This is a genomic window from Bradyrhizobium sp. (assembly GCF_035652035.1).
Lineage (GTDB): Bacteria > Pseudomonadota > Alphaproteobacteria > Rhizobiales > Xanthobacteraceae > Bradyrhizobium.
The window spans coordinates 20,448-39,505 of sequence record NZ_DASREO010000004.1 but is presented as its reverse complement, the minus strand read 5'-3'; the positions used below and the strand labels follow the sequence as shown (position 1 = coordinate 39,505).

General features: G+C 62.2%; 19 protein-coding genes. 11 read left to right on the top strand and 8 right to left on the bottom strand.

The annotated features are described in order from the left end of the window. The first annotated feature begins 104 nt into the window (after nucleotides 1-104). Nucleotides 105-1,334: a 5-aminolevulinate synthase gene (gene hemA / locus VFB05_RS01340; RefSeq protein WP_325007957.1), complete on the top strand. Its 1,230-nt coding sequence runs from the start codon at nucleotides 105-107 to the stop codon at nucleotides 1,332-1,334. A gap of 135 nt (nucleotides 1,335-1,469) precedes the next feature. Beyond that, nucleotides 1,470-4,979, top strand: a complete 3,510-nt coding sequence (locus VFB05_RS01335) for a PAS domain-containing hybrid sensor histidine kinase/response regulator (RefSeq protein ID WP_325007955.1) — start codon at nucleotides 1,470-1,472, stop codon at nucleotides 4,977-4,979. An 87-nt stretch (nucleotides 4,980-5,066) separates the two neighbouring features. Here the strand turns inward: VFB05_RS01335 and VFB05_RS01330 are convergent, their stop codons facing one another. Then, nucleotides 5,067-5,735: a response regulator transcription factor gene (locus VFB05_RS01330; RefSeq protein ID WP_325007953.1), complete on the bottom strand. Its 669-nt coding sequence runs from the start codon at nucleotides 5,733-5,735 to the stop codon at nucleotides 5,067-5,069. Nucleotides 5,736-6,052: 317 nt separating this feature from the next. Between VFB05_RS01330 and VFB05_RS01325 the strand changes: the two genes are divergently transcribed. After that, nucleotides 6,053-7,690, top strand: a complete 1,638-nt coding sequence (locus VFB05_RS01325) for an MFS transporter (protein WP_325007951.1) — start codon at nucleotides 6,053-6,055, stop codon at nucleotides 7,688-7,690. Nucleotides 7,691-7,751: 61 nt separating this feature from the next. Here VFB05_RS01325 and VFB05_RS01320 read toward each other — a convergent pair whose 3' ends face one another. From VFB05_RS01320 to VFB05_RS01310, 3 genes are all read right to left on the bottom strand, one after another. Continuing rightward, nucleotides 7,752-8,228: a secondary thiamine-phosphate synthase enzyme YjbQ gene (locus VFB05_RS01320; RefSeq protein WP_325007949.1), complete on the bottom strand. Its 477-nt coding sequence runs from the start codon at nucleotides 8,226-8,228 to the stop codon at nucleotides 7,752-7,754. 220 nt (nucleotides 8,229-8,448) lie between these two features. Further along, nucleotides 8,449-8,979, bottom strand: coding sequence for a hypothetical protein (locus tag VFB05_RS01315; RefSeq protein ID WP_414643127.1), 531 nt, complete (start codon nucleotides 8,977-8,979; stop codon nucleotides 8,449-8,451). Nucleotides 8,980-9,023: 44 nt separating this feature from the next. Further along, nucleotides 9,024-9,647 carry a 2-hydroxychromene-2-carboxylate isomerase gene (locus VFB05_RS01310; RefSeq protein ID WP_325007947.1) on the bottom strand — a complete coding sequence of 208 codons (624 nt, stop codon included), beginning with the start codon at nucleotides 9,645-9,647 and terminating at the stop codon, nucleotides 9,024-9,026. A gap of 286 nt (nucleotides 9,648-9,933) precedes the next feature. Between VFB05_RS01310 and VFB05_RS01305 the strand changes: the two genes are divergently transcribed. The 5 genes from VFB05_RS01305 to VFB05_RS01285 all read left to right on the top strand — a co-directional run bounded on the left by VFB05_RS01305 (nucleotide 9,934) and on the right by VFB05_RS01285 (nucleotide 12,495). After that, the gene (locus VFB05_RS01305) at nucleotides 9,934-10,302 is read left to right on the top strand and encodes an AtpZ/AtpI family protein (protein ID WP_325007945.1); all 369 of its coding nucleotides are present in this window, start codon (nucleotides 9,934-9,936) and stop codon (nucleotides 10,300-10,302) included. Between the two features lie 66 nt (nucleotides 10,303-10,368). Further along, on the top strand, nucleotides 10,369-11,112 hold the full coding sequence (locus tag VFB05_RS01300; protein WP_325007942.1) for a F0F1 ATP synthase subunit A: 744 nt from the start codon (nucleotides 10,369-10,371) through the stop codon (nucleotides 11,110-11,112). 40 nt (nucleotides 11,113-11,152) lie between these two features. Next, a complete protein-coding gene (locus VFB05_RS01295; protein ID WP_009796340.1) occupies nucleotides 11,153-11,380 on the top strand; it encodes a F0F1 ATP synthase subunit C in 228 nt (75 codons plus the stop codon). Nucleotides 11,381-11,449: 69 nt separating this feature from the next. After that, nucleotides 11,450-12,004 (top strand): F0F1 ATP synthase subunit B', encoded by a 555-nt coding sequence (locus VFB05_RS01290; RefSeq protein WP_325007921.1) that lies wholly within the window; start codon nucleotides 11,450-11,452, stop codon nucleotides 12,002-12,004. Nucleotides 12,005-12,009: 5 nt separating this feature from the next. After that, the gene (locus VFB05_RS01285; protein WP_325007919.1) at nucleotides 12,010-12,495 is read left to right on the top strand and encodes an ATP F0F1 synthase subunit B; all 486 of its coding nucleotides are present in this window, start codon (nucleotides 12,010-12,012) and stop codon (nucleotides 12,493-12,495) included. A 70-nt stretch (nucleotides 12,496-12,565) separates the two neighbouring features. Here the strand turns inward: VFB05_RS01285 and VFB05_RS01280 are convergent, their stop codons facing one another. From VFB05_RS01280 to thrC, 4 genes are all read right to left on the bottom strand, one after another. Next, on the bottom strand, nucleotides 12,566-13,219 hold the full coding sequence (locus VFB05_RS01280) for a hypothetical protein (RefSeq protein WP_325007917.1): 654 nt from the start codon (nucleotides 13,217-13,219) through the stop codon (nucleotides 12,566-12,568). Between the two features lie 184 nt (nucleotides 13,220-13,403). Next, complete coding sequence (locus VFB05_RS01275; protein ID WP_325007915.1) at nucleotides 13,404-13,988, bottom strand: GNAT family protein; 585 nt, start codon at nucleotides 13,986-13,988, stop codon at nucleotides 13,404-13,406. A gap of 65 nt (nucleotides 13,989-14,053) precedes the next feature. Beyond that, nucleotides 14,054-15,343, bottom strand: coding sequence for a pitrilysin family protein (locus tag VFB05_RS01270; protein ID WP_325007913.1), 1,290 nt, complete (start codon nucleotides 15,341-15,343; stop codon nucleotides 14,054-14,056). Nucleotides 15,344-15,377: 34 nt separating this feature from the next. Continuing rightward, a complete protein-coding gene (gene thrC, locus VFB05_RS01265; RefSeq protein WP_325008018.1) occupies nucleotides 15,378-16,790 on the bottom strand; it encodes a threonine synthase in 1,413 nt (470 codons plus the stop codon). A 322-nt stretch (nucleotides 16,791-17,112) separates the two neighbouring features. On the opposite strand from thrC, the gene VFB05_RS01260 reads away from it, so the two are divergent. From VFB05_RS01260 to VFB05_RS01250, 3 genes are all read left to right on the top strand, one after another. Then, nucleotides 17,113-17,841: a LuxR family transcriptional regulator gene (locus tag VFB05_RS01260; RefSeq protein WP_325007911.1), complete on the top strand. Its 729-nt coding sequence runs from the start codon at nucleotides 17,113-17,115 to the stop codon at nucleotides 17,839-17,841. Nucleotides 17,842-18,162: 321 nt separating this feature from the next. After that, complete coding sequence (locus VFB05_RS01255) at nucleotides 18,163-18,819, top strand: acyl-homoserine-lactone synthase (protein WP_325007909.1); 657 nt, start codon at nucleotides 18,163-18,165, stop codon at nucleotides 18,817-18,819. A 49-nt stretch (nucleotides 18,820-18,868) separates the two neighbouring features. Next, nucleotides 18,869-19,042 carry a hypothetical protein gene (locus tag VFB05_RS01250; RefSeq protein WP_325007907.1) on the top strand — a complete coding sequence of 58 codons (174 nt, stop codon included), beginning with the start codon at nucleotides 18,869-18,871 and terminating at the stop codon, nucleotides 19,040-19,042. Nucleotides 19,043-19,058: the final 16 nt, after the last annotated feature.

Here is a 19,058-nt window from a genome sequence, read left to right as displayed (position 1 = left end):
CGGGCCAAAGGTGGGGTTCGATTACGGCTCGACAGGGATTATGGAAACCCTCTAAAAAGGTGGCGCCCATTCCACCCGCACGCTCAGGTTCCAGGTTTATCGCGATGGATTACAGCCAGTTTTTCCGCACCGCCCTCAATCGCCTTCACGATGAGCGGCGCTACCGGGTGTTCGCCGATCTGGAACGCGTCGCCGGCCGTTTCCCGCATGCGGTGTGGCATTCGCCGAAAGGCACGCGCAACGTCGTGATCTGGTGCTCCAACGATTATCTCGGCATGGGCCAGCACCCGAAGGTGGTTGGCGCAATGGTCGAGACTGCAACCCGCGTCGGCACCGGCGCCGGTGGCACCCGCAACATCGCCGGAACCCATCATCCGCTGGTGCAGCTCGAGCAGGAACTCGCCGACCTCCACGGCAAGGAAGCGGCGCTGCTGTTCACGTCGGGCTACGTCTCCAACCAGACCGGCATCGCGACCATCGCCAAACTCATTCCGAACTGCCTCATTCTCTCCGACGTGCTTAACCACAATTCGATGATTGAAGGTGTTCGCCAGGCCGGCTGTGAGCGGCAGATCTTCCGCCACAGCGACATGGCGCATCTGGAGGAACTGCTGCGCGCCGCAGGGCCCGACCGGCCGAAGCTGATCGTCTGTGAGAGCCTTTATTCGATGGACGGCGATATCGCGCCGCTGGCGAAAGTCTGCGATCTCGCCGAGAAATACGGCGCCATGACCTATGTCGACGAGGTCCATGCGGTCGGCATGTATGGCCCGCGCGGCGGCGGCATTGCCGAGCGCGACGGCGTCATGCACCGCATCGACATTCTGGAGGGCACGCTCGCCAAAGCGTTCGGCTGCCTCGGCGGCTATATCGCCGCCTCAGAGCAAATCATCGACGCGGTTCGCTCCTACGCGCCCGGCTTCATCTTCACCACCGCGCTGCCGCCGGCGATCTGCTCGGCCGCCACGGCGGCCATCCGCCATCTGAAGACGTCCAACTGGGAGCGCGAACGCCATCAGGAACGCGCCGCTCGCACCAAGGCGATCCTGACTGCCGCCGGTCTGCCCGTGATGTCGAGCGACACCCACATCGTTCCGCTGTTTGTCGGCGATCCGGAAAAGTGCAAGCAGGCGTCCGACCTGCTGCTGGAAGAACACGGCATCTACATCCAGCCGATCAACTATCCGACGGTCGCCAAGGGCACCGAGCGCCTGCGGATCACGCCCTCGCCCTATCACGAGGACGCACTGATCGACCAGCTGGCTGAGGCCCTGTTGCAGGTCTGGGACCAGCTCGCTTTGCCGCTGAAGCAAAAGTCGCTGGCGGCGGAATAACCTTAATCGGCCCGATTGGCATCCCTGGCCGGCCCGGACGCGGCACGCATCGTGCGTTGTCGGCCCATTCCGGCTATAGTTCTCCCCTGAATGACCGCGTCCGCGCGGAACCAAGACCTTAGGGAGTGAGCAGCAATGCTGCACGACTGGGGCGTGATCGCAGCCGCCTTCGGCTACATCGGCCTCCTGTTCCTCGTGGCGAGCTATGGCGACCGCCTGTCGTCGGCGCAGCGCGGCCGCGCCAGCGCGCTGATCTATCCGCTGTCGATGGCGATCTATTGCACCTCGTGGACCTTCTTCGGCTCGGTCGGCTTCGCCACGCGTACCAGCGTCGACTTTCTGGCGATCTATATCGGCCCAGTCCTGATGATCGGCCTCTGCACGCCGCTGCTCCGCCGGGTGATCCAGCTCGCCAAGACGCAAAACATCACCTCGATCGCGGATTTCATTGCCGCACGCTACGGCAAGAGCCAGGCGGTCGCCGCGACAGTCGCGCTGATCGCCATCATCGGCTCGGTTCCCTATATCGCGCTGCAGCTCAAGGCCGTCTCCTCCTCGCTGGAGACGATCCTGATCGACGAACAGGCCTTCACTGCCATCCCGGTAGTCGGCGATATCGCGCTGATCGCGACGTTGACAATGGCGGCCTTTGCCGTGCTGTTCGGAACCCGCCACACCGACGCGACCGAGCATCAACATGGATTGATGCTGGCGATCGCATCCGAATCCATCGTCAAGCTCGTCGCCTTTATCGCCGCCGGCGCCTTCGTCACCTTCTGGATGTTCTCGCCGCACGAACTGGTCGAGCGCGCGATGAAGACGCCAGAAGCCGTGCGGGCGATCGAATACGTGCCGTCGGCCGGCAATTTTCTGACCATGATCCTGCTGTCGTTCTGCGCCGTCATGCTGCTGCCGCGCCAGTTCCACGTCAGCGTGGTCGAGAATTCGACGCCATCCGAAGTCAGCCGCGCGCGCTGGCTGTTTCCACTTTATCTCGTGGCGATCAACCTTTTCGTGATTCCAATCGCGCTTGCGGGCCTCATCACCTTCCCGTTCGGGCAGGTCGATCCCGACATGTATGTGCTGGCGCTGCCGGTGGAGGGCGACGCGTCGCTCTTGAGCGTTGCCGTGTTTGTCGGCGGCCTGTCGGCTGCGACCGCGATGGTGATCGTGGAATGCGTCGCGCTTTCCGTCATGGTCTCGAACGACATCATCATGCCGCTGGTGCTGCACCGTCGGCGCGAACTGGGCGACGTCCAGCCGGATTTCGGCGGCTTCCTCCTGGGGACCCGCCGCTTTGCGATCTTCGCGATCATGGCGATGGCCTATTTCTACTATCGCGCACTCGGCAACGCCCAGCTGGTGGCGATCGGGCTATTGTCGTTTGCGGCGATCGCGCAGCTTGCGCCGGCCTTTTTCGGGGGACTGTTCTGGCAGCGCGCGACCGCGCGCGGCGCCATGGGCGGCATGCTGGTCGGCTTTGTGGTCTGGGCTTACACGCTGTTTCTGCCGAGCTTCCTCGACGGCACGCCGGCGGGCCTTGCTTTTCTGCAAAGCGGCCCGCTCGGCATCACCCCGCTGCGGCCACAGGCGCTGTTCGGTTCCGACCTGCCGCAGCTCATCCATGGCGTGCTCTGGTCGCTCTCGTTCAACATCTTGACCTATGTGCTGCTGTCGCTCTCGCGTCAGCCGTCCTCGATCGAACGGATGCAAGCCGATCTGTTTGCCCCGAGCGTGCTGGCCCCGATGACGCCGACGTTCCGCCGCTGGCGGACCACGGTCACGGTGCAGGACATCCAGAGTACGGTCGCGCAATATCTCGGACCCGACCGCGCGCAGGATTCCTTTGACGCCTTTGCGGCCGTGCGCAATGTCGTTCTCGAGCCGTCGGCGCCGGCCGATTTCGAGTTGCTTCAGCATGCGGAGCACCTGATCGCGTCGTCGATCGGGGCTGCTTCCTCGCGCCTCGTGATGTCGCTGCTTTTGCGCAAGCGCACCGTCTCCGCCAAGGCCGCGCTGAAACTGCTCGACGACTCCCACGCCGCGCTGCATTTCAACCGCGAGATCCTGCAGACCGCGCTCAATCACGTGCGCCAGGGCATCGCCGTGTTCGACGCCGACCTGCAATTGATCTGCTCCAACCGCCAGTTCGGCGACATTCTGGGTCTGACGCCGCATCTCATTCAGATCGGGATTCCGTTGCGGGAAATCCTCGAATACATGACGGCGATCACACCATCGGAGTTCGGCGATCAGGAGCTCCTGGTTGAGAGGCGGCTCAGGGCCTATACCGCCGAAGGCGAGCCCTATCTCGAGCGCCTGACCGACCGGCACATGGTGGTGGAGGTTCGCTCCAACCGCATGCCGGGCGGCGGTCTCGTCATCACCTTTTCGGACGTCACGCCATCCTTCGAGGCGGCCGAAGCGCTGGAGCGCGCCAACGCCACGCTGGAAAAGCGCGTCCGCGACCGCACCGAGGAGCTGACGCGGCTGAACTCGGAACTGGCGCTGGCGAAGAGCACCGCCGAGGACGCCAGCATCTCCAAGACGCGCTTCCTGGCGGCCGCGAGCCACGACATTCTTCAGCCGCTCAATGCGGCGCGCCTTTACGTGACGAGCCTTGTCGAGCGCAAGAGCGGCGGCGAGGACTCAAGGCTTGTCGAGAACATCGACGAATCGCTCGAGGCAATCGAGGAAATTCTCGGCGCACTGCTCGACATCTCGCGGCTGGACGCCGGCGCCATGACGACATCGGTGACGAACTTCAAGATCGGCGACCTGATGCGCTCGCTGGAAATCGAGTTCGCGCCGATCGCGCGCGCCAAGGGATTGCAGCTGACCTTCGTGTCCTCCTCGCTGCCTGTGCAGTCCGATCGCCTGCTGTTGCGGCGGCTGTTGCAGAACCTGATCTCCAACGCGATCAAATATACCCCGCGCGGGCGGGTGCTCGTCGGCTGCCGACGCCGTGGCGAATCCTTGCGGATCTGCATCTACGATACCGGCGTCGGCATTCCCGTTCTCAAGCGCGGAGAAATTTTCAAGGAATTCCACCGGCTCGAACAGGGCGCGCGGATTGCTCGCGGCCTGGGACTAGGCCTGTCGATTGTCGAACGGCTCGCCCGTGTGCTCGGCCACGGCATCTCGCTTGATTCCGTCGCCAGCGGCGGCTCATCGTTTTCGGTGACTGTGCCGACCGCGAAAGCGGTCAACCACACGGCGGCGGTCACCAGCGCAACACCGTTGTCGCGGACGCCGATGTCGGGCGCCCTGATCACCTGCATCGAAAACGATGCCGCGATCCTCGACGGCATGAAGACGCTGCTTCGCGGCTGGGACGCCGAGGTGATCGCAGTGCCCGATCCCGAATCCGCCATCGAAGCCATCGAGGCCGCAGGCAAGCCGGTCACAGGTCTATTGGTCGATTACCATCTCGATCGCGGCAACGGCATTGCGGCGATCCGCGACATCCGGAAGAAATTTGGCGAGGCCATCCCGGCCATCCTCATCACTGCCGATCGCAGCCCGCATGTCCGCGCCGCCGCGCGGGACGAGAATATCGCGGTGCTGAACAAGCCGGTGAAGCCGGCCTCCTTGCGCGCGCTGCTCGGTCAGTGGCGCGCCCAGCAGATGGTCGCGGCGGAATAGGAATTATTGCTGCTGCGGCGCGCCTGGTGGTCCGATTCTAAAATTCGCATTCCGCGTCTGCGGCCGGGTGAGCAGCGAATGTCAAATCTACTCCACTTGTTGCCGCCATTGGTTGCCGGCGATCTTGGCCGCCGCGATCACGGCTTGCGTCCGGCTCTCGACGCCAAGCTTTTGCAGGATCGCCGAGACATGCGCCTTGATGGTCGCCTCCGACACGCCGAGCTCGTAGGCGATCTGCTTGTTGAGCAGGCCTTCGGACAGCATCATCAGCACGCGCACCTGCTGCGGGGTCAGCGTCACCAGGCGGTCGCGCAGACGCGCCAGTTCCGGATCGGTCGCCGACGACAAATCGGTGTCCGCCGGAACCCAGACATCGCCATCCAGCACTTTCATGATCGCGTCGCGCAGCGTGTCGACGCCAAATCGTTTCGGAATGAACCCGGAGGCGCCGAAATCCAGCGACTGCCTGATCGTACCGCCATCGTCGCTTGCCGAGACGATCACGACCGGAATCGCCGGGAACTGCGCACGCAGGTAAATTAGTCCGGAGAAGCCGGAGATCCCCGGCATCGTCAGATCGAGCAGCACAAGATCGACATCGGAATCACGATCGAGCAGCGCGGTCAGCTCTTCAAAGCTGCCGGCCTCGTCGATCCTGGCCGACGCAACGACGCTTGCTACCGCCTGACGCAGCGCGTCGCGGAACAGTGGATGGTCGTCGGCAATCACAAGATGGGTCGTAGCAGCGGCTGTCATCGATAGCTTGCAATAGGTTACGAAGGAACGACTCCGGAATAGCCGGTTTTGCGGTTCAATTGTCCTGCGGCCTGTGACCGCATGCAAGACATCAGTACCGCCACGCGGAATAGCGGTTAATTCCATCACTTGTGCGTCGCAACAGCAACGCTGGACTGGCCAACATTTCAAGACGTTTCGACATACTTGCGCGTTCCAAAGCGGGCCGAAAGTCGTACTGTGCGTCAGTTCACCTCGATGTTACCTTGCCGGCAACCCTGTGGCCAAATGGCGCATGGCAGGGAGCCTTTGCAACAGCAATTCGGGGAGTGCGAACGATGGCGATGGCAGCAACCGCGGGTGGCGACGACATCCGCAGCGGTAGAATGACCGCCGAGGAGCGAAAGGTCATCTTCGCCTCTTCGCTGGGTACCGTGTTCGAGTGGTACGATTTCTATATCTACGGAACGCTCGGCGCCTTCCTCGCCAAATTCTTCTTCTCCAACGTGCCGCCGAACGTCGCCTTCATCTTCACTCTGCTCGCGTTCGCGGCGGGTTTTGCCGTGCGTCCCTTCGGCGCCCTGATCTTCGGCCGGCTTGGCGACATGATCGGGCGCAAGTATACCTTCCTGATCACGATGACCCTGATGGGCGTCGGCACCTTCTTCATCGGCCTTCTGCCCGGCTATGCGAGTTGGGGCATCGCAGCGCCGGTCGTGCTGATCCTGCTGCGGCTGATCCAGGGCCTCGCGCTTGGCGGCGAATATGGCGGCGCGGCGACTTACGTCGCCGAACATGCGCCACAGGGCAAGCGCGGCTATTACACTTCCTGGATTCAGACCACCGCAACGCTCGGCCTGTTCCTCGCCCTGCTGCTCATTCTGGGCATTCGGACCTGGATGGGCGAAGAGTCGTTCGGCGATTGGGGCTGGCGCATTCCGTTCCTGCTCTCCGGCATCCTGCTGGCAGTTTCGGTGTGGATCCGCCTGAGCCTGAACGAATCCCCGGTCTTCCAGAAGATGAAGGAAGAGGGCAAGACCTCGAAGCGCCCGCTGAGCGAAGCCTTCGGTGAATGGGCCAATGCCAAGATCGCGATCCTTGCGCTGCTCGGCGCGACCGCCGGCGAAGCCGTTGTGTGGTATGGCGGACAGTTCTATGCCCTGTTCTTCCTGACCCAGACGCTCAAGGTGCCCGGCGTGAGCGCGCAGATCATGATCGTGATTGCGCTTACACTCGGCACGCCGTTCTTCGTGATCTTCGGCTGGCTGTCCGACAGGATCGGCCGCAAGCCGATCATCCTTGCAGGCTTCCTACTCGCGGCGCTGACGTATTTCCCGATCTTCAAGGGCATTACGCACTTCGCCAATCCGAGGCTTGAAGCGGCCCTTGCCTCCGCGCCGGTCACCGTGATCGCCGATCCGTCCGAATGCCACATCCAGTTCAAGGCGACGGGTACTGAAAAGTTCACCAGCGGCTGTGACATCGCGACGTCCGCGCTGGTCAATCTGTCGGTGAACTACAAGAGCCAGGACGCGCCGAAGGGAACACCGGCGCAGGTGAAGATCGGCGACCAGACGTTGGCTGCGACCGCGCAGGATTTCGCCAAGACGCTGGCCGCCGCCATCAAAGCCCATGGCTATCCGGCATCGGCCAACCCTGACGAGATCAACTGGGTGATGACGATTGTCCTGCTGTGGGTGCTGGTGGTCTACGTGACGCTGGTCTATGCGCCGATCGCGGCATGGCTGGTTGAACTGTTCCCGAGCCGTATCCGCTACAGCGGCATGTCGTTGCCCTACCACATCGGCAACGGCTGGTTCGGCGGCTTCCTGCCGGCGACCGTGTTCGCCATCGTCGCCTACACCGGAAACATCTATTCCGGCCTTTGGTATCCGGTCGCGATCGCGCTGATGAGTCTCGTGATCGGCTTCCTGTTCCTGCCCGAGACCAAGGACGTCGATATCCGGACCAACTGATCTCATCCTGAAGGGGACAAAAGCCGGCCGCGGACAGCGATCCGCGGCCGGTTTTGCTTTACTATTTCGCGCCCGTCGCGCCGACGAACTGCAAAACGATCTCACGGGCGTGCGGACGCGCCCGATGCTCGATCAGATAGATCGCCTGCCATGTCCCGAGCATCAGCCTGCGCTTCATGACGGGAATTTGCAGCGACGTCGCGGTCAGCATGGTCTTGACGTGCGCCGGCATATCGTCGGGACCTTCGGTGTCGTGGCGCCATCCGAAATCCTCCGGCGCAAGGTGATCAAGCGCGGAGGTCAAGTCCCTCAGCACGGTGGGATCGGCGTTCTCCTGGATGGTCAGCGAGGCCGAGGTATGACGGATAAAGAGCGTCACCTGGCCTTCGACCGCGCCGGCGTCATCGACGAATCGCGCGACCTCGGCCGTCAGATCGAGAAAGCCGCGGCCCGAAGTCTGCACGGTCAGCAGCGAACTCACGAGAGCATTTGAGCCGACCACAGAATGCGAACTGCGCACGGACTTGGACGATGTCATGAACAACCTACCTGTCGTCCCCGCGAACGCGGGGACCATAACCACCAATGCCAGTTGCTACGAAGATATGCGCACCAGACGTTTAATCGAGGGATCGCGGCGTAGGGGATCCCTGCGTGCCGCCTTCGCCAGCGCTTCGGCGAGCCCGACTTGACAACCCCGGCGAAGCCTTGGCGAAGACGGGTCGCAGAGGCGACTTCTGAGATTGACGACGTTCTCGTCAGATCTTGCCGCTGACGTCTTTCTGCATCCGGTTGGCCATCTCGACCAGCCGCCGCCACGCCTGCTCCAGGAACGACATCACCCGATCCATGTCGCGGTCGCTCGGCAGCGGGATTTCGATCTTGCGCGGGTTCTCGGCCGATTTTGGCTCAGCGCTCTTCGGCACGTCCGCTTTGGGCTGCGCCTCGTCAGTCTTGTCGCCGGCCGTCGGCGCACGCGACGCCAGCTCGGTCTTCAGTCTTTCGATTTCGGCCTTGGACCTTTCATTTTCCGTCTGCAACCGGCCGATCTCGGCATCATAAGCCGCGCGCTCATCGGGTATGGCGTAGCAGGCCCAGCCGGCACCGCTGTTGTTGCAGGTCGAGACCGCGCCAGTGCGTGTGTCGAGCCGGACCACCCCGTCAGCGACCTGCGACAGCGCATAGCGGCCGTTTTCCTTGTCGGGCATCGATTCGGCCCGAGCTGCGCCTGTTGCGGCAACGACCGACACGAGGACAACGGCTGATGTCAGGTATGTCGCTCCGGTCATGGCATGCTCCGCAGTGTGTATCGGCTCTTGATCCGCCACTGCCCTTAGGGCTGCGAACGATAGGGCGCGCGGCCTGATTTCAATGCGTCCACCAGCAATTCGATCCGATCCTGACCCCAGAATACCTCGCCGTCCAGCACATAGGCGGGCGATCCGAACACGTCGGTCGCCAGGGCATCCTGCCTGTTCTGTTCGTATTTCTGGCTGATCTCGTCCGCACCGGAGCGCTCCACCAACGCCTTGCCCGGTAGCCCGCTTTCGTCAGCCAGACGAACCAGCGTTGAAATATCGGCGAGATCGAGGTCGTCTTCCCACACGCCCATAAGGGCGCGGCGCAGGAATCGATCGGGATCATGGCCAGCCTCGATCGCCGCGATCACCACGCCATCGGCAAGACGCGCGTTCAGCGGCACGTGCTTCGGCTGGAAATGGAAATTCAACCCGCGCTTGTCGCGCCAGCGCTGCAATTCAAGCATCCGGTAACGCTGCCGTACCGGGTGACGCTTGACCAGTGGCAGCCCGCCTGTTTCAGAAAACAGCTCAACCAGCACGACCGGCTTGTGATTGACCGCAAGGCCGTAGGTCGCGACCACATCGCGAAACAATCTGTGTCCGATGTAGGCCCAGGGTGAGGAAATCGAAAAGTAGTAGTCGACCTGACGCGGCATGAAGCTTCTCGAGCAAAGATTTTTCCGAATCCTTACACCCAAAACGGCGATGCAAGGCGGTTTCCAGAGGCGATTTATAGGCGATATTGCAGCGATCTATTGCAGTGCGGCGACCGGGTGTCCGATCCAGCTTGGGATAAGACAAATACAAACGTAATATCAATAAGATAGACACCTGTGACGCAATCTTGACTTGATTTCAAGCGGTCAGTATGGTCCGCGCGGCTTTTGAAGGGGTGACGGGGCGCGTTTTCATTCTCTGCAATCGTTTCGGGTCTTAGCAAGCATGGCGCAAGGCACGAATGACCGCGAAGAAGAAAGCAAGTCGTCCTCCGACGAGGCCGCACTTTCCGCAAGGCTCGGAAGTCTGGAGCACCGGTTGTCCGCACTTCGGGACAGCCGAAACATCAGAACTGACCAATCCGACGCTGGTGGAGACAGCAATGCCAGGGCGTCAGCCATGGCAATGGGTTTCCGCCTCTCATCGGAGCTGATCGCCGGCGTTGGCCTCGGAGCCCTGTTGGGCTGGGGTTTCGACCGTCTGCTTTCGACGTCACCTTTCGGGCTAATCGTGTTCGTGCTGGTTGGCTTTTCGGCCGGCGTTCTGAACGTGATCCGCTCGGCAGGTGTTGCCCCGGACAAGACCCGCCGTTAAGGAAGTGGCGAACGACGTGATTTCAAATGCCGGCATGGCCGGCGATAGCCTAGAGATGCTGCGCGGATGATCGATCCGATCGAACAATTCCACATCGAGAAGCTCTTCACGATCGGCCATATCGGCGGTCAGGAGATTGCCTTCACCAACTCCTCCGCCTTCATGTTCGGCTCGGTGGCCCTGACGGCGCTATTGATGCTCGGCCCCGGCCGCAATCTGGTGCCGGGACGCCTGCAATCGGTTGCCGAAATCGCCTACGAATTCGTCGCCAACACCATCAGGTCGAATGCCGGCAAGGACGGCATGAAGTTCTTCCCGCTGGTGTTCACCATCTTCATGTTGCTCACCATTTCCAACATGATCGGCGTCATCCCCTACAGCTTCACGATCGCAAGCCACATCATCGTCACGGCCGCACTCGCATTTCTGGTGTTCTTCACCGTCCTGATCTACGGCTTCTACAAGAACGGCCTGAAATTCCTCAAGCTGTTCGTGCCTTCGGGCATTCCGATCTTCATTCTGCCGCTGGTCGTCTTCATCGAGATTTTCTCGTTTTTCCTGCGGCCGATCTCGCATTCGGTGCGTCTGTTCGCCAACATGCTGGCCGGCCACATCGCGCTCGCCGTGTTCGCTGGCTTCATTCCGATGCTCGCAGGTATCGGCATCGCCGGATATTTCGGCGCCATTTTGCCGCTCGGCATGGTGATGGCGCTGAGCGCGCTGGAAATCCTGGTCGCGTTCCTGCAGGCCTACGTCTTCACCATTCTCACCGTCATCTACATCAACGACGCTATCCATCCGGGCCACTAGAGAAGGCCCCTCAACCAAACCTCAAGAAGGAGTTCGTTTCATGGATCCGATTGCCGCGAAGTACATTGGCGCAGGTATTGCCTGCATCGGCATGGGTGGCGCCGGCGCCGGCGTGGGCATCATTTTCGGCAACTACCTCGCCGCCGCGGTGCGTAACCCCTCGGCCGCCCAGGGCCAGTTCGGCAACCTGATTTTCGGCTTCGCGGTGACTGAAGCGCTCGGCATTTTCTCGCTGCTGATCGCGCTGTTGTTGCTGTTCGCACTCTGATTCCTCGCCGGTCCCGCCTCTTCTTCTGACGAGGCGGGAAATCTCGGTTAGCCGAACAGGAGAAGGTTCGTGGCTGATAGTCATGGCGAGCCGAAGGGCACCACCGCCCACACCGAGGCCGACGGCGGCCACAAGGAATTTCCGCCGTTCGAGAAGAACACCTTCGCCTCGCAGCTGGTGTCGCTGGTTATCGCGTTCGTCGCGCTGTATCTGATCGTCTCGAAGTTCGCGCTGCCGCGCGTCGGCGGCACGATCGATGCGCGCCAGAACAAGATCGACAGAGATCTCGCGGAAGCCCAGAAGCTGAAGGATCAATCCGACAGCGCGCTCAAGGCCTACGAGAGCGAGCTGGCCGCGGCGCGCTCCCGCGCGCAGGCGATCGGTGCGGAGACCCGCGAGAAGCTGAACGCGGCGTCCGAGGCCGAACGCAAGACGCTCGAGGAGCAGCTGTCGCAAAAGCTGGCGGGTGCGGAAAAGACCATCGCCTCCACCCGCGAGACGGCGATGGCCAACGTGCGCGGCATCGCCACCGAAGCTGCAACCGCCATCGTACAACGGTTGACCGGCGTCGCACCCGACGGCACGTCGGTCGGGCAGGCCGTTGACGCGTCCTTGAAAGGATAAGTTCGATGTTCGCCGAACCGGAATTCTGGGTCGCCGTTGGCTTTGTCATCCTGATGGGCATCTTCGCCTATATCGGTGTTCACCGCACCGTGCTGACGGCGCTCGATCATCGCAGCGAGCGCATCAAGGCCGAGCTCGACGATGCCAGCCGCCTCAAGCAGGAAGCAGCCGATCTGCTTGACCAGTACAAGGCCCGTCGCGCCAGCGCCGAGCGGGAGGCCCAGGACATCATCGCCGCGGCGAAGGTGGATGCCGAGCGCATCGCATCCGAGGCCAAGGCCAAGATGGAAGATTTCGTGGCCCGGCGGACCAAGGCTGCCGAGAACAAGATTGCGCTCGCCGAAGCGCAGGCGCTCGCCGATGTGCGCGCTGCCGCTGCCAATGCCGCGGTCGCGGCGGCTTCCACCATCCTGTCGCAGACGGTGAAGGGCCCGGTCGCCGACGACCTCCTGGCCAAGGGCATTACCGAGGTTCGCCAGAAGCTGAACTGACTGTCTGTAGTCATTCGCAAAAAAAGCCGGCGCTTGCGCCGGCTTTTTTTGTTCTCGGTAAGCGTCGGTGCTATCTCCGCCGGGCGCGCGCGCCTGACGGCGCCGCCGGCGCAATCGCCTGCGGGTCGAAGCCGACATAGAAGACATAGTTATCGCTGGTAAGCTGCTGGGGCATGTTGAAGAGCAAGTCCTCGCCAACCAGGCTGAATGCGCCGCCGTCTCCCGTCATCGATACCGTGGTGCGGTACACCTTTGTGGTCAGCACCCTCTCCTGAACACCGGTCTGCACGACCGCAACACGAACCGGGACTTCGACGGTCGCTGGCGCGCCGGCTGGGCCGGCAATGACGCGGCCCTGAATGCCGATTCGCGCCGCGATCTGGCCGCCGTTGACGCGGCGGCAATCTCGCGCGGTCCGCGTAATGGTCGCCTGATAGTTCAACTCGCTGGCCACCGGTTGCTTGCCGGGCGGCGCCACGCCGTAAGTGGACGCGCCCGCGCGAATCTTCACCAGCGGACAATCCGCCTCGGTGCCGTCGGCCGACGTTTCGGAGACTTTGCCGCCACCGCCGAACAACTGGTCGAACCTGTCGCTGATGGTCGGGAGTTCCTCCACGGGCGGCGGCGCGGTTGAGAAGGGGTTGTTGATGGTGGTGCCACCGCACCCCGTCAGCAAGGCTGCCGCGGCCGCAAAGGCCAGCAGGGCGCGCTTGTGGCTTGTCACGTCCACTCTCGCCTGCCTGGTCCGCCCCTGCCGCATTTGTCGAAAATCTCCAATAAATACCGTCACCTTCCGACGGCCCGGCGCTTATAGCAGCGCAATGGCGGCAAACCCAAGGCGTCTGTCACAATTTGGAAACAGGGTTAGTTGCGCTGGAAGCAAGGTCAGCCACGCTCGGAAACAAAAGCTAGCCACGAAAATCCTCGTGCAGCAGGCCGTACAGCAGGTGATCCTGCCAGACGCCATTGATGCAGAGATACCGCCGCGCAAGGCCCTCGCGGGTGAAGCCGCACTTCTCCAGCACCCGGATCGACGGCGTATTGGTGGGGATGCAGGCGGCTTCGATGCGATGCAGATTGAGCTCACCGAACAGCGACGGCAATAGCACGCGCAGGGCCGTCGTCATGTAACCGCGATGTGCGTGGGGTTGTCCGACCCAATAGCCGATCGTGCCGGCCTGGACGATGCCGCGGCGGACGTTGGCGAGGGTAATCCCCCCGATCATGACGCCGTCGGCCTCACGAAAGACCAGGAACGGATATGACCGGTCGGCGGCGATATCTTCGACATAGCGACGCAGCCGCCGCCGGAAACCCGATCGGGTCAGGTCGTCAGACGGCCAGATCGGCTCCCATGGCGTCAGATAGCCGCGGCTGATTTCCCGCAAATGCGCCCATTGCAGAAAATCCGCCATCTGCGGCGCACGCAAGAGAAGTCCGTGACCGCGCGGAACAAGCGCGGCGGGTCCCGAGGGCAACCGAAACAGGGCCATGAAAACTCCCCCGATGTCTCAAACAGGATTCATAATCGGACGTTCCCGTTATCGCGCAACGGTCCTTAATGAAGGCGCTCTTTCGCTTTGGATTTCGTCAATCCTTCCGCGAAAGCGACCGCCGTGTCTAGTCCCCTGCCGCTACCCAGCGCGACGACCGCCGGCCGGCTGCGCGACAGCAGCGCGCGCGCCGCATTTTGCGTCGTTTCCACGCTCACCGCATCGATCCGCGCCACCAGTTCGTCAACCGCCAGCGGCCGCCCATAGGCGAGGATATGCCGCGCCAATTGTTCCGCGCGCGAGCTGCAGCTTTCCAGCGCCATCAACAGCCCTGCCTTCATCTGCGCCTTGGCACGGGCAATCTCGGCTTCCGTCAACGTTTCGACGGCCTCATTGATGACATCGACAATCACTTCCATCATCTCCGGCGCATCGCCGGGATCGGTCCCGGTATAGAGGCCGAAAAATCCGGTATCCATGTAGGGCGCATGGAAAGCGTAGATCGAATAGCAGAGCCCGCGTTTCTCGCGCACTTCCTGAAACAGGCGCGATGACATCCCGCCACCGAGAATGTTGGTGAAGACCTGAAGCGAAAACAGCGACAGGTCGGTTTGCGGGACACCCTCGAGCGCGAGCGTCAGATGTGCCTGCTCCAGTTCGCGATGCACCACGCGCGAGCCGCCTTTGCCGAACATTGCCGGCTCCGGCTTCGGCGCGGGCGTGGCGTCGAAACCGGCAAATCGCTGTGTCACATCGTCCACCACGCGCTTGTGGTCGACGGCGCCGGCGGCGGCAACCACCATGTCCGGCCCGCGATAATGCGTCGAGAGATAACCGCGCAGCATGTCACGGTTAAACGACTTCAACGTCTTTGCCGTGCCGAGCAGCGAGCGGCCCATCGGCTGATCCGGATAGCACAGCTCGTTGAGGTGCTCGAACACGACATCGTCAGGCGTATCCTGCGCGGCGCCGATCTCCTGCACGATCACACTCTTCTCGCGCTCGAGCTCGTCGGGCACGAACGAAGGATTGGTAAGAATGTCAGAGAGCACGTCGAGCGCGAGCGGTACGTCGGCCTTCATGACGCGCGCGTAATAGGCGGTGGTTTCCGTCGAAGTGCCGGCGTTGAGGTCGCCGCCGACCGCCTCGATCTCCTCGACGATCTCGCGTGAGGTGCGCCGCGTTGTCCCCTTGAACGCCATGTGCTCCAGGAGATGCGAGATGCCGTGCTCGTTGGGCTTTTCGTCGCGGCCGCCGACCCCCGCCCAAACGCCGAGCGCGGCCGTCTGAAGGTGCGGCATGGTATCGGTGATGACGGTGAGGCCAGACGGCAGCTTGGTGACTTCAACGCTCATCCGGCGCTCCTCCTGCAAATGAATCCAGCATCGGTTACGACGTCAGCTTTGCGGCCCGGCTGACTGAGCGGACAAACCGCGCCACTTCCGACGTGTCGTTTTTCATCACCACGATACGCTCAGGCCTCGTCATCAAACCTTCCAGCCATGGCGGCAGTTCCGGCCGTACGCCGCAGGCCGCTTCGACCGCATCGGGAAACTTGGCGGCGTGCGCGGTCGACAGAACGATATTGGGCACGCCGGAATCCGAACTGTCGCGATCGGCAACCGCCAGTGCCACCGCCGTGTGCGGATCGACCAGGTCGCCGGCTTCACGCCAGGCCGCGCGAATGACGGCACTGGTCTCGGTTTCATCGGCGCGGCCCGCGTCAAATTCGCTGCGCACCGCCGCCAGAACCGCGTCCGGCAGGACGAAGCGCCCGGATTGCTTCAACGAAGCCATCAACCGGCGGACGAGGGCGGCGTCGCGATGGCTCGCTTCAAACAGCAGGCGCTCGAAATTCGACGACACCTGGATATCCATCGACGGCGAGGTCGAGGCATGGACCTCGCGGGTTTCGTAGATTCCGGTCTTCAGCGTGCGCGGCAGGATGTCGTTGACGTTGGAGGCAATCGTCAGCCAGCGGATCGGCAGCCCCATGCGCTTGGCAACGAAGCCAGCAAAGATGTCGCCGAAATTGCCGGTCGGCACGGTGAAATCGACGGCGCGCGCCGGCGCGCCGAGCGCCACGGCAGACGTGAAGTAATACACCACCTGCGCGACGATGCGCGCCCAGTTGATCGAGTTGACGCCCGACAGCGCCACCGCATCGCGGAAGGCGTGATCGTTGAACAATTCCTTCACGATCGCCTGGCAATCGTCGAAGGTGCCTTCGACGGCGAGCGCATGCACATTGCCGGCGCCGACCGTGGTCATCATTCGCCGTTGCACCTCCGAGATGCGGCCGTGCGGAAAAAGAACGATGAGGTCGACATTGTCGAGACCGGCAAAGGCATCGACCGCGGCGCCGCCGGTATCGCCGGATGTCGCCACCACGATCGTGGTGCGCTCGGAGCGCTTCGCCAGCACGTGGTCCATCAGCCGCGAGAGCAACTGCATCGCGACGTCCTTGAACGCCAGCGTCGGACCGTGAAACAGTTCGAGCAGGAATTGATTGGGCCCGGCTTGGTCGAGCGGCACCACCGCAGGATGGCGGAACGTGGCGTAAGCCTCATTGGCCATGCGGCCGAGATCGGCATCGGAAATCTCCCCGCCGACAAAGGGCCTGATCACGTCGACCGCGACCTCCCAATAGGGCCGTCCGAAAAATCCCGCGATGGTTTCGCTCGCGAACTGCGGCCAGACTTCAGGCACGTAGAGGCCGCCGTCGCGGGCGAGCCCGGCCAGCATCACGTCACAAAAACCCAGAACGGGAGCTTCCCCCCGCGTCGAAATATATCGCGTCAAACCAGTGCCCACTTTTCGAAGTTCGCGCTCAAACCTTTGACTTTTATACAAAAATCACCTTGCCTGTGGCAAAGCGGCGCCACCATAGGCGTTTTGACAGGAAGTGGAAACCGCTTCGTCCCTCCCCTTGCCGCCATGGGATGCGAAAATGCAGCATGGCGCGGCCGCAAATAAGCCCGCTTTGGCGGACCCCGCGTCAGGATGCCGAACCATCGTCTGCGTTGTTCCGCCGGAAAATGCGTGAACCGAAAGCGAAAGCCTATCCGTAATTGACGCAAGCTCGGTGTGGTTGCAATCTCCCGCTGGGACTCGAGGGGTTCGGATGGCAAACGCAGCCCGGCAATGGGGGAGGCGAGCTCTCGACTTTGTGGATGCGGTCGAACGGCTGAGTTCGCCCGGCGTTGTCAAATTGTTCGAATCCGAGATCAAGGCGTGCGGATTTCACGCCTACATCATGGCGGGCCTCCCTGCGCCGGGAACGTCGCTCCCCGAATTGACTCTCGCCAATGGCTGGCCGGCCGAATGGTTCGAACTCTATACCCGCGAAAATTTCAGCGCGCTCGATCCGGTGCCGCGATACGGCGCCTCGACAGTTCAACCGTTCGAATGGTCCGAGGCGCGCTACGACAAGGACAACGATCCGGCGGCCCATCTGGTGATGACTCGCGCCACCGAGTTCCACCTCAAGGACGGCTATTGCATTCCGCTGCACTACGACGAAGGCGGCGCGGTGATCAGCCTTGCGACCGAATATCTGCATCTTGATCCGCTGGCCAAGAGCGCCCTTCAGCTGATCGGGGTCTACGCGCATAATCGCCTTCGTTCGCTGGCAAAGCCTCGGCGGGGCAAGCGCGACGTGCTGACGGCCCGCGAGCGTGAGGTTCTGCGCTGGGTCGCCGGCGGCAAGACCTCGTGGGAAATTTCTGTGATCCTGAAGATCTCCGAGCGCACGGTGAAATTCCACTTGGTCGAAGCATCGCGCAAGCTCAACGCCGTCAACCGGACATCGGCGGTTGCGAAGGCGCTCGCCTGGGGGCTGATCAAGCTCTAGTGGTCCGATTCTAACATTTGCATCCCTTCTCAGCAGACACTTTTGCAAATGTTAGAATCAAAGGACCACTAGCAAATATCGGATTCTAGTGGAGCTTCGGGTTTGACATTCGCTTTTCGAGCAGATGGCCAGGTGGAAGCGAATGTCAAATCCGCTCCACTAGTGTGACGACTCCCGGCGTTTGTCAAAGTGCGCGCCGCGAGATGGCGCGAATGTCAGAACCAAGACACTGACGCTAACCTGTCCTTTCGGACAGTAGCCGGCTGACCGGCAAAAAATACTCTCCCGACCGCGCAATTGCGCGCCGCTGGGGAGAGTGCAATGGACGTTCACGTCATCCGCCGCGACAACAGGCATTTGTATTCGGAAATTATCGACGACTATTTTCGACTTCGGCACCAGATTTATGTCGTCGAGCGCAAATGGGCCGTGCTCGATCGTCCCGACAAGCGCGAGATCGACCAGTTCGACACCGACGAGACGGTTTATCTTCTGGGCCTGGAGGGCCGCTCCATCATCGCGGGCATGCGGCTCGTGCCAACGACGGCGCCGACGCTGCTCAGCGAGTTGTTCCCAAAACTTTCTCTCGACGGCCCCATTCGACGTCCGGACGTCTATGAGCTGTCACGAATCTTTGTCGTGAAAACGCGGCGCGGCGAACATGCCGGGCCACGCGCCGAGGCCATCATCCAGGCCGCCGCCATGGAGTACGGCCTGTCCATCGGACTTTCGGCCTTCACGATCGTGCTCGAAAGCTGGTGGCTGCCACGCCTGCTCGATCAGGGCTGGGTCGCGCGCCCGCTCGGCCTTCCCATCGAGATCGACCGGATGTCGACGGTCGCCGTGATGGTCGACGTCAACCAACTGGCATGGACGGAAATTTGTCTCCGCCGCTCGGTGCCCGGATCGACGCTGGTCTGGCAGGGCCTTCCCGTCATCGAGCGACCCGCAATCAGAGAACCGATCCCGGCCGCCTGACACAACGCGGCCGCCCGCGCGAGCCCGGCAACAAGCAAAGGAGATTTTCATGGTGCGCGACAACAGGACGAGGGTACTGGTTGAAAAGATCGATGACGCGATCGAACAGGCCGAAGATCTCGGGCTGTCGTTCGTGGTCGGCATCCTGATGATGGCGCGGCTGGAGGCCGTTCAAACCGAGCGGCTGGTGGTCGTCGGCCGCGGCAACAGACAGTTGTCTTGACTGACCTCGTCCATCA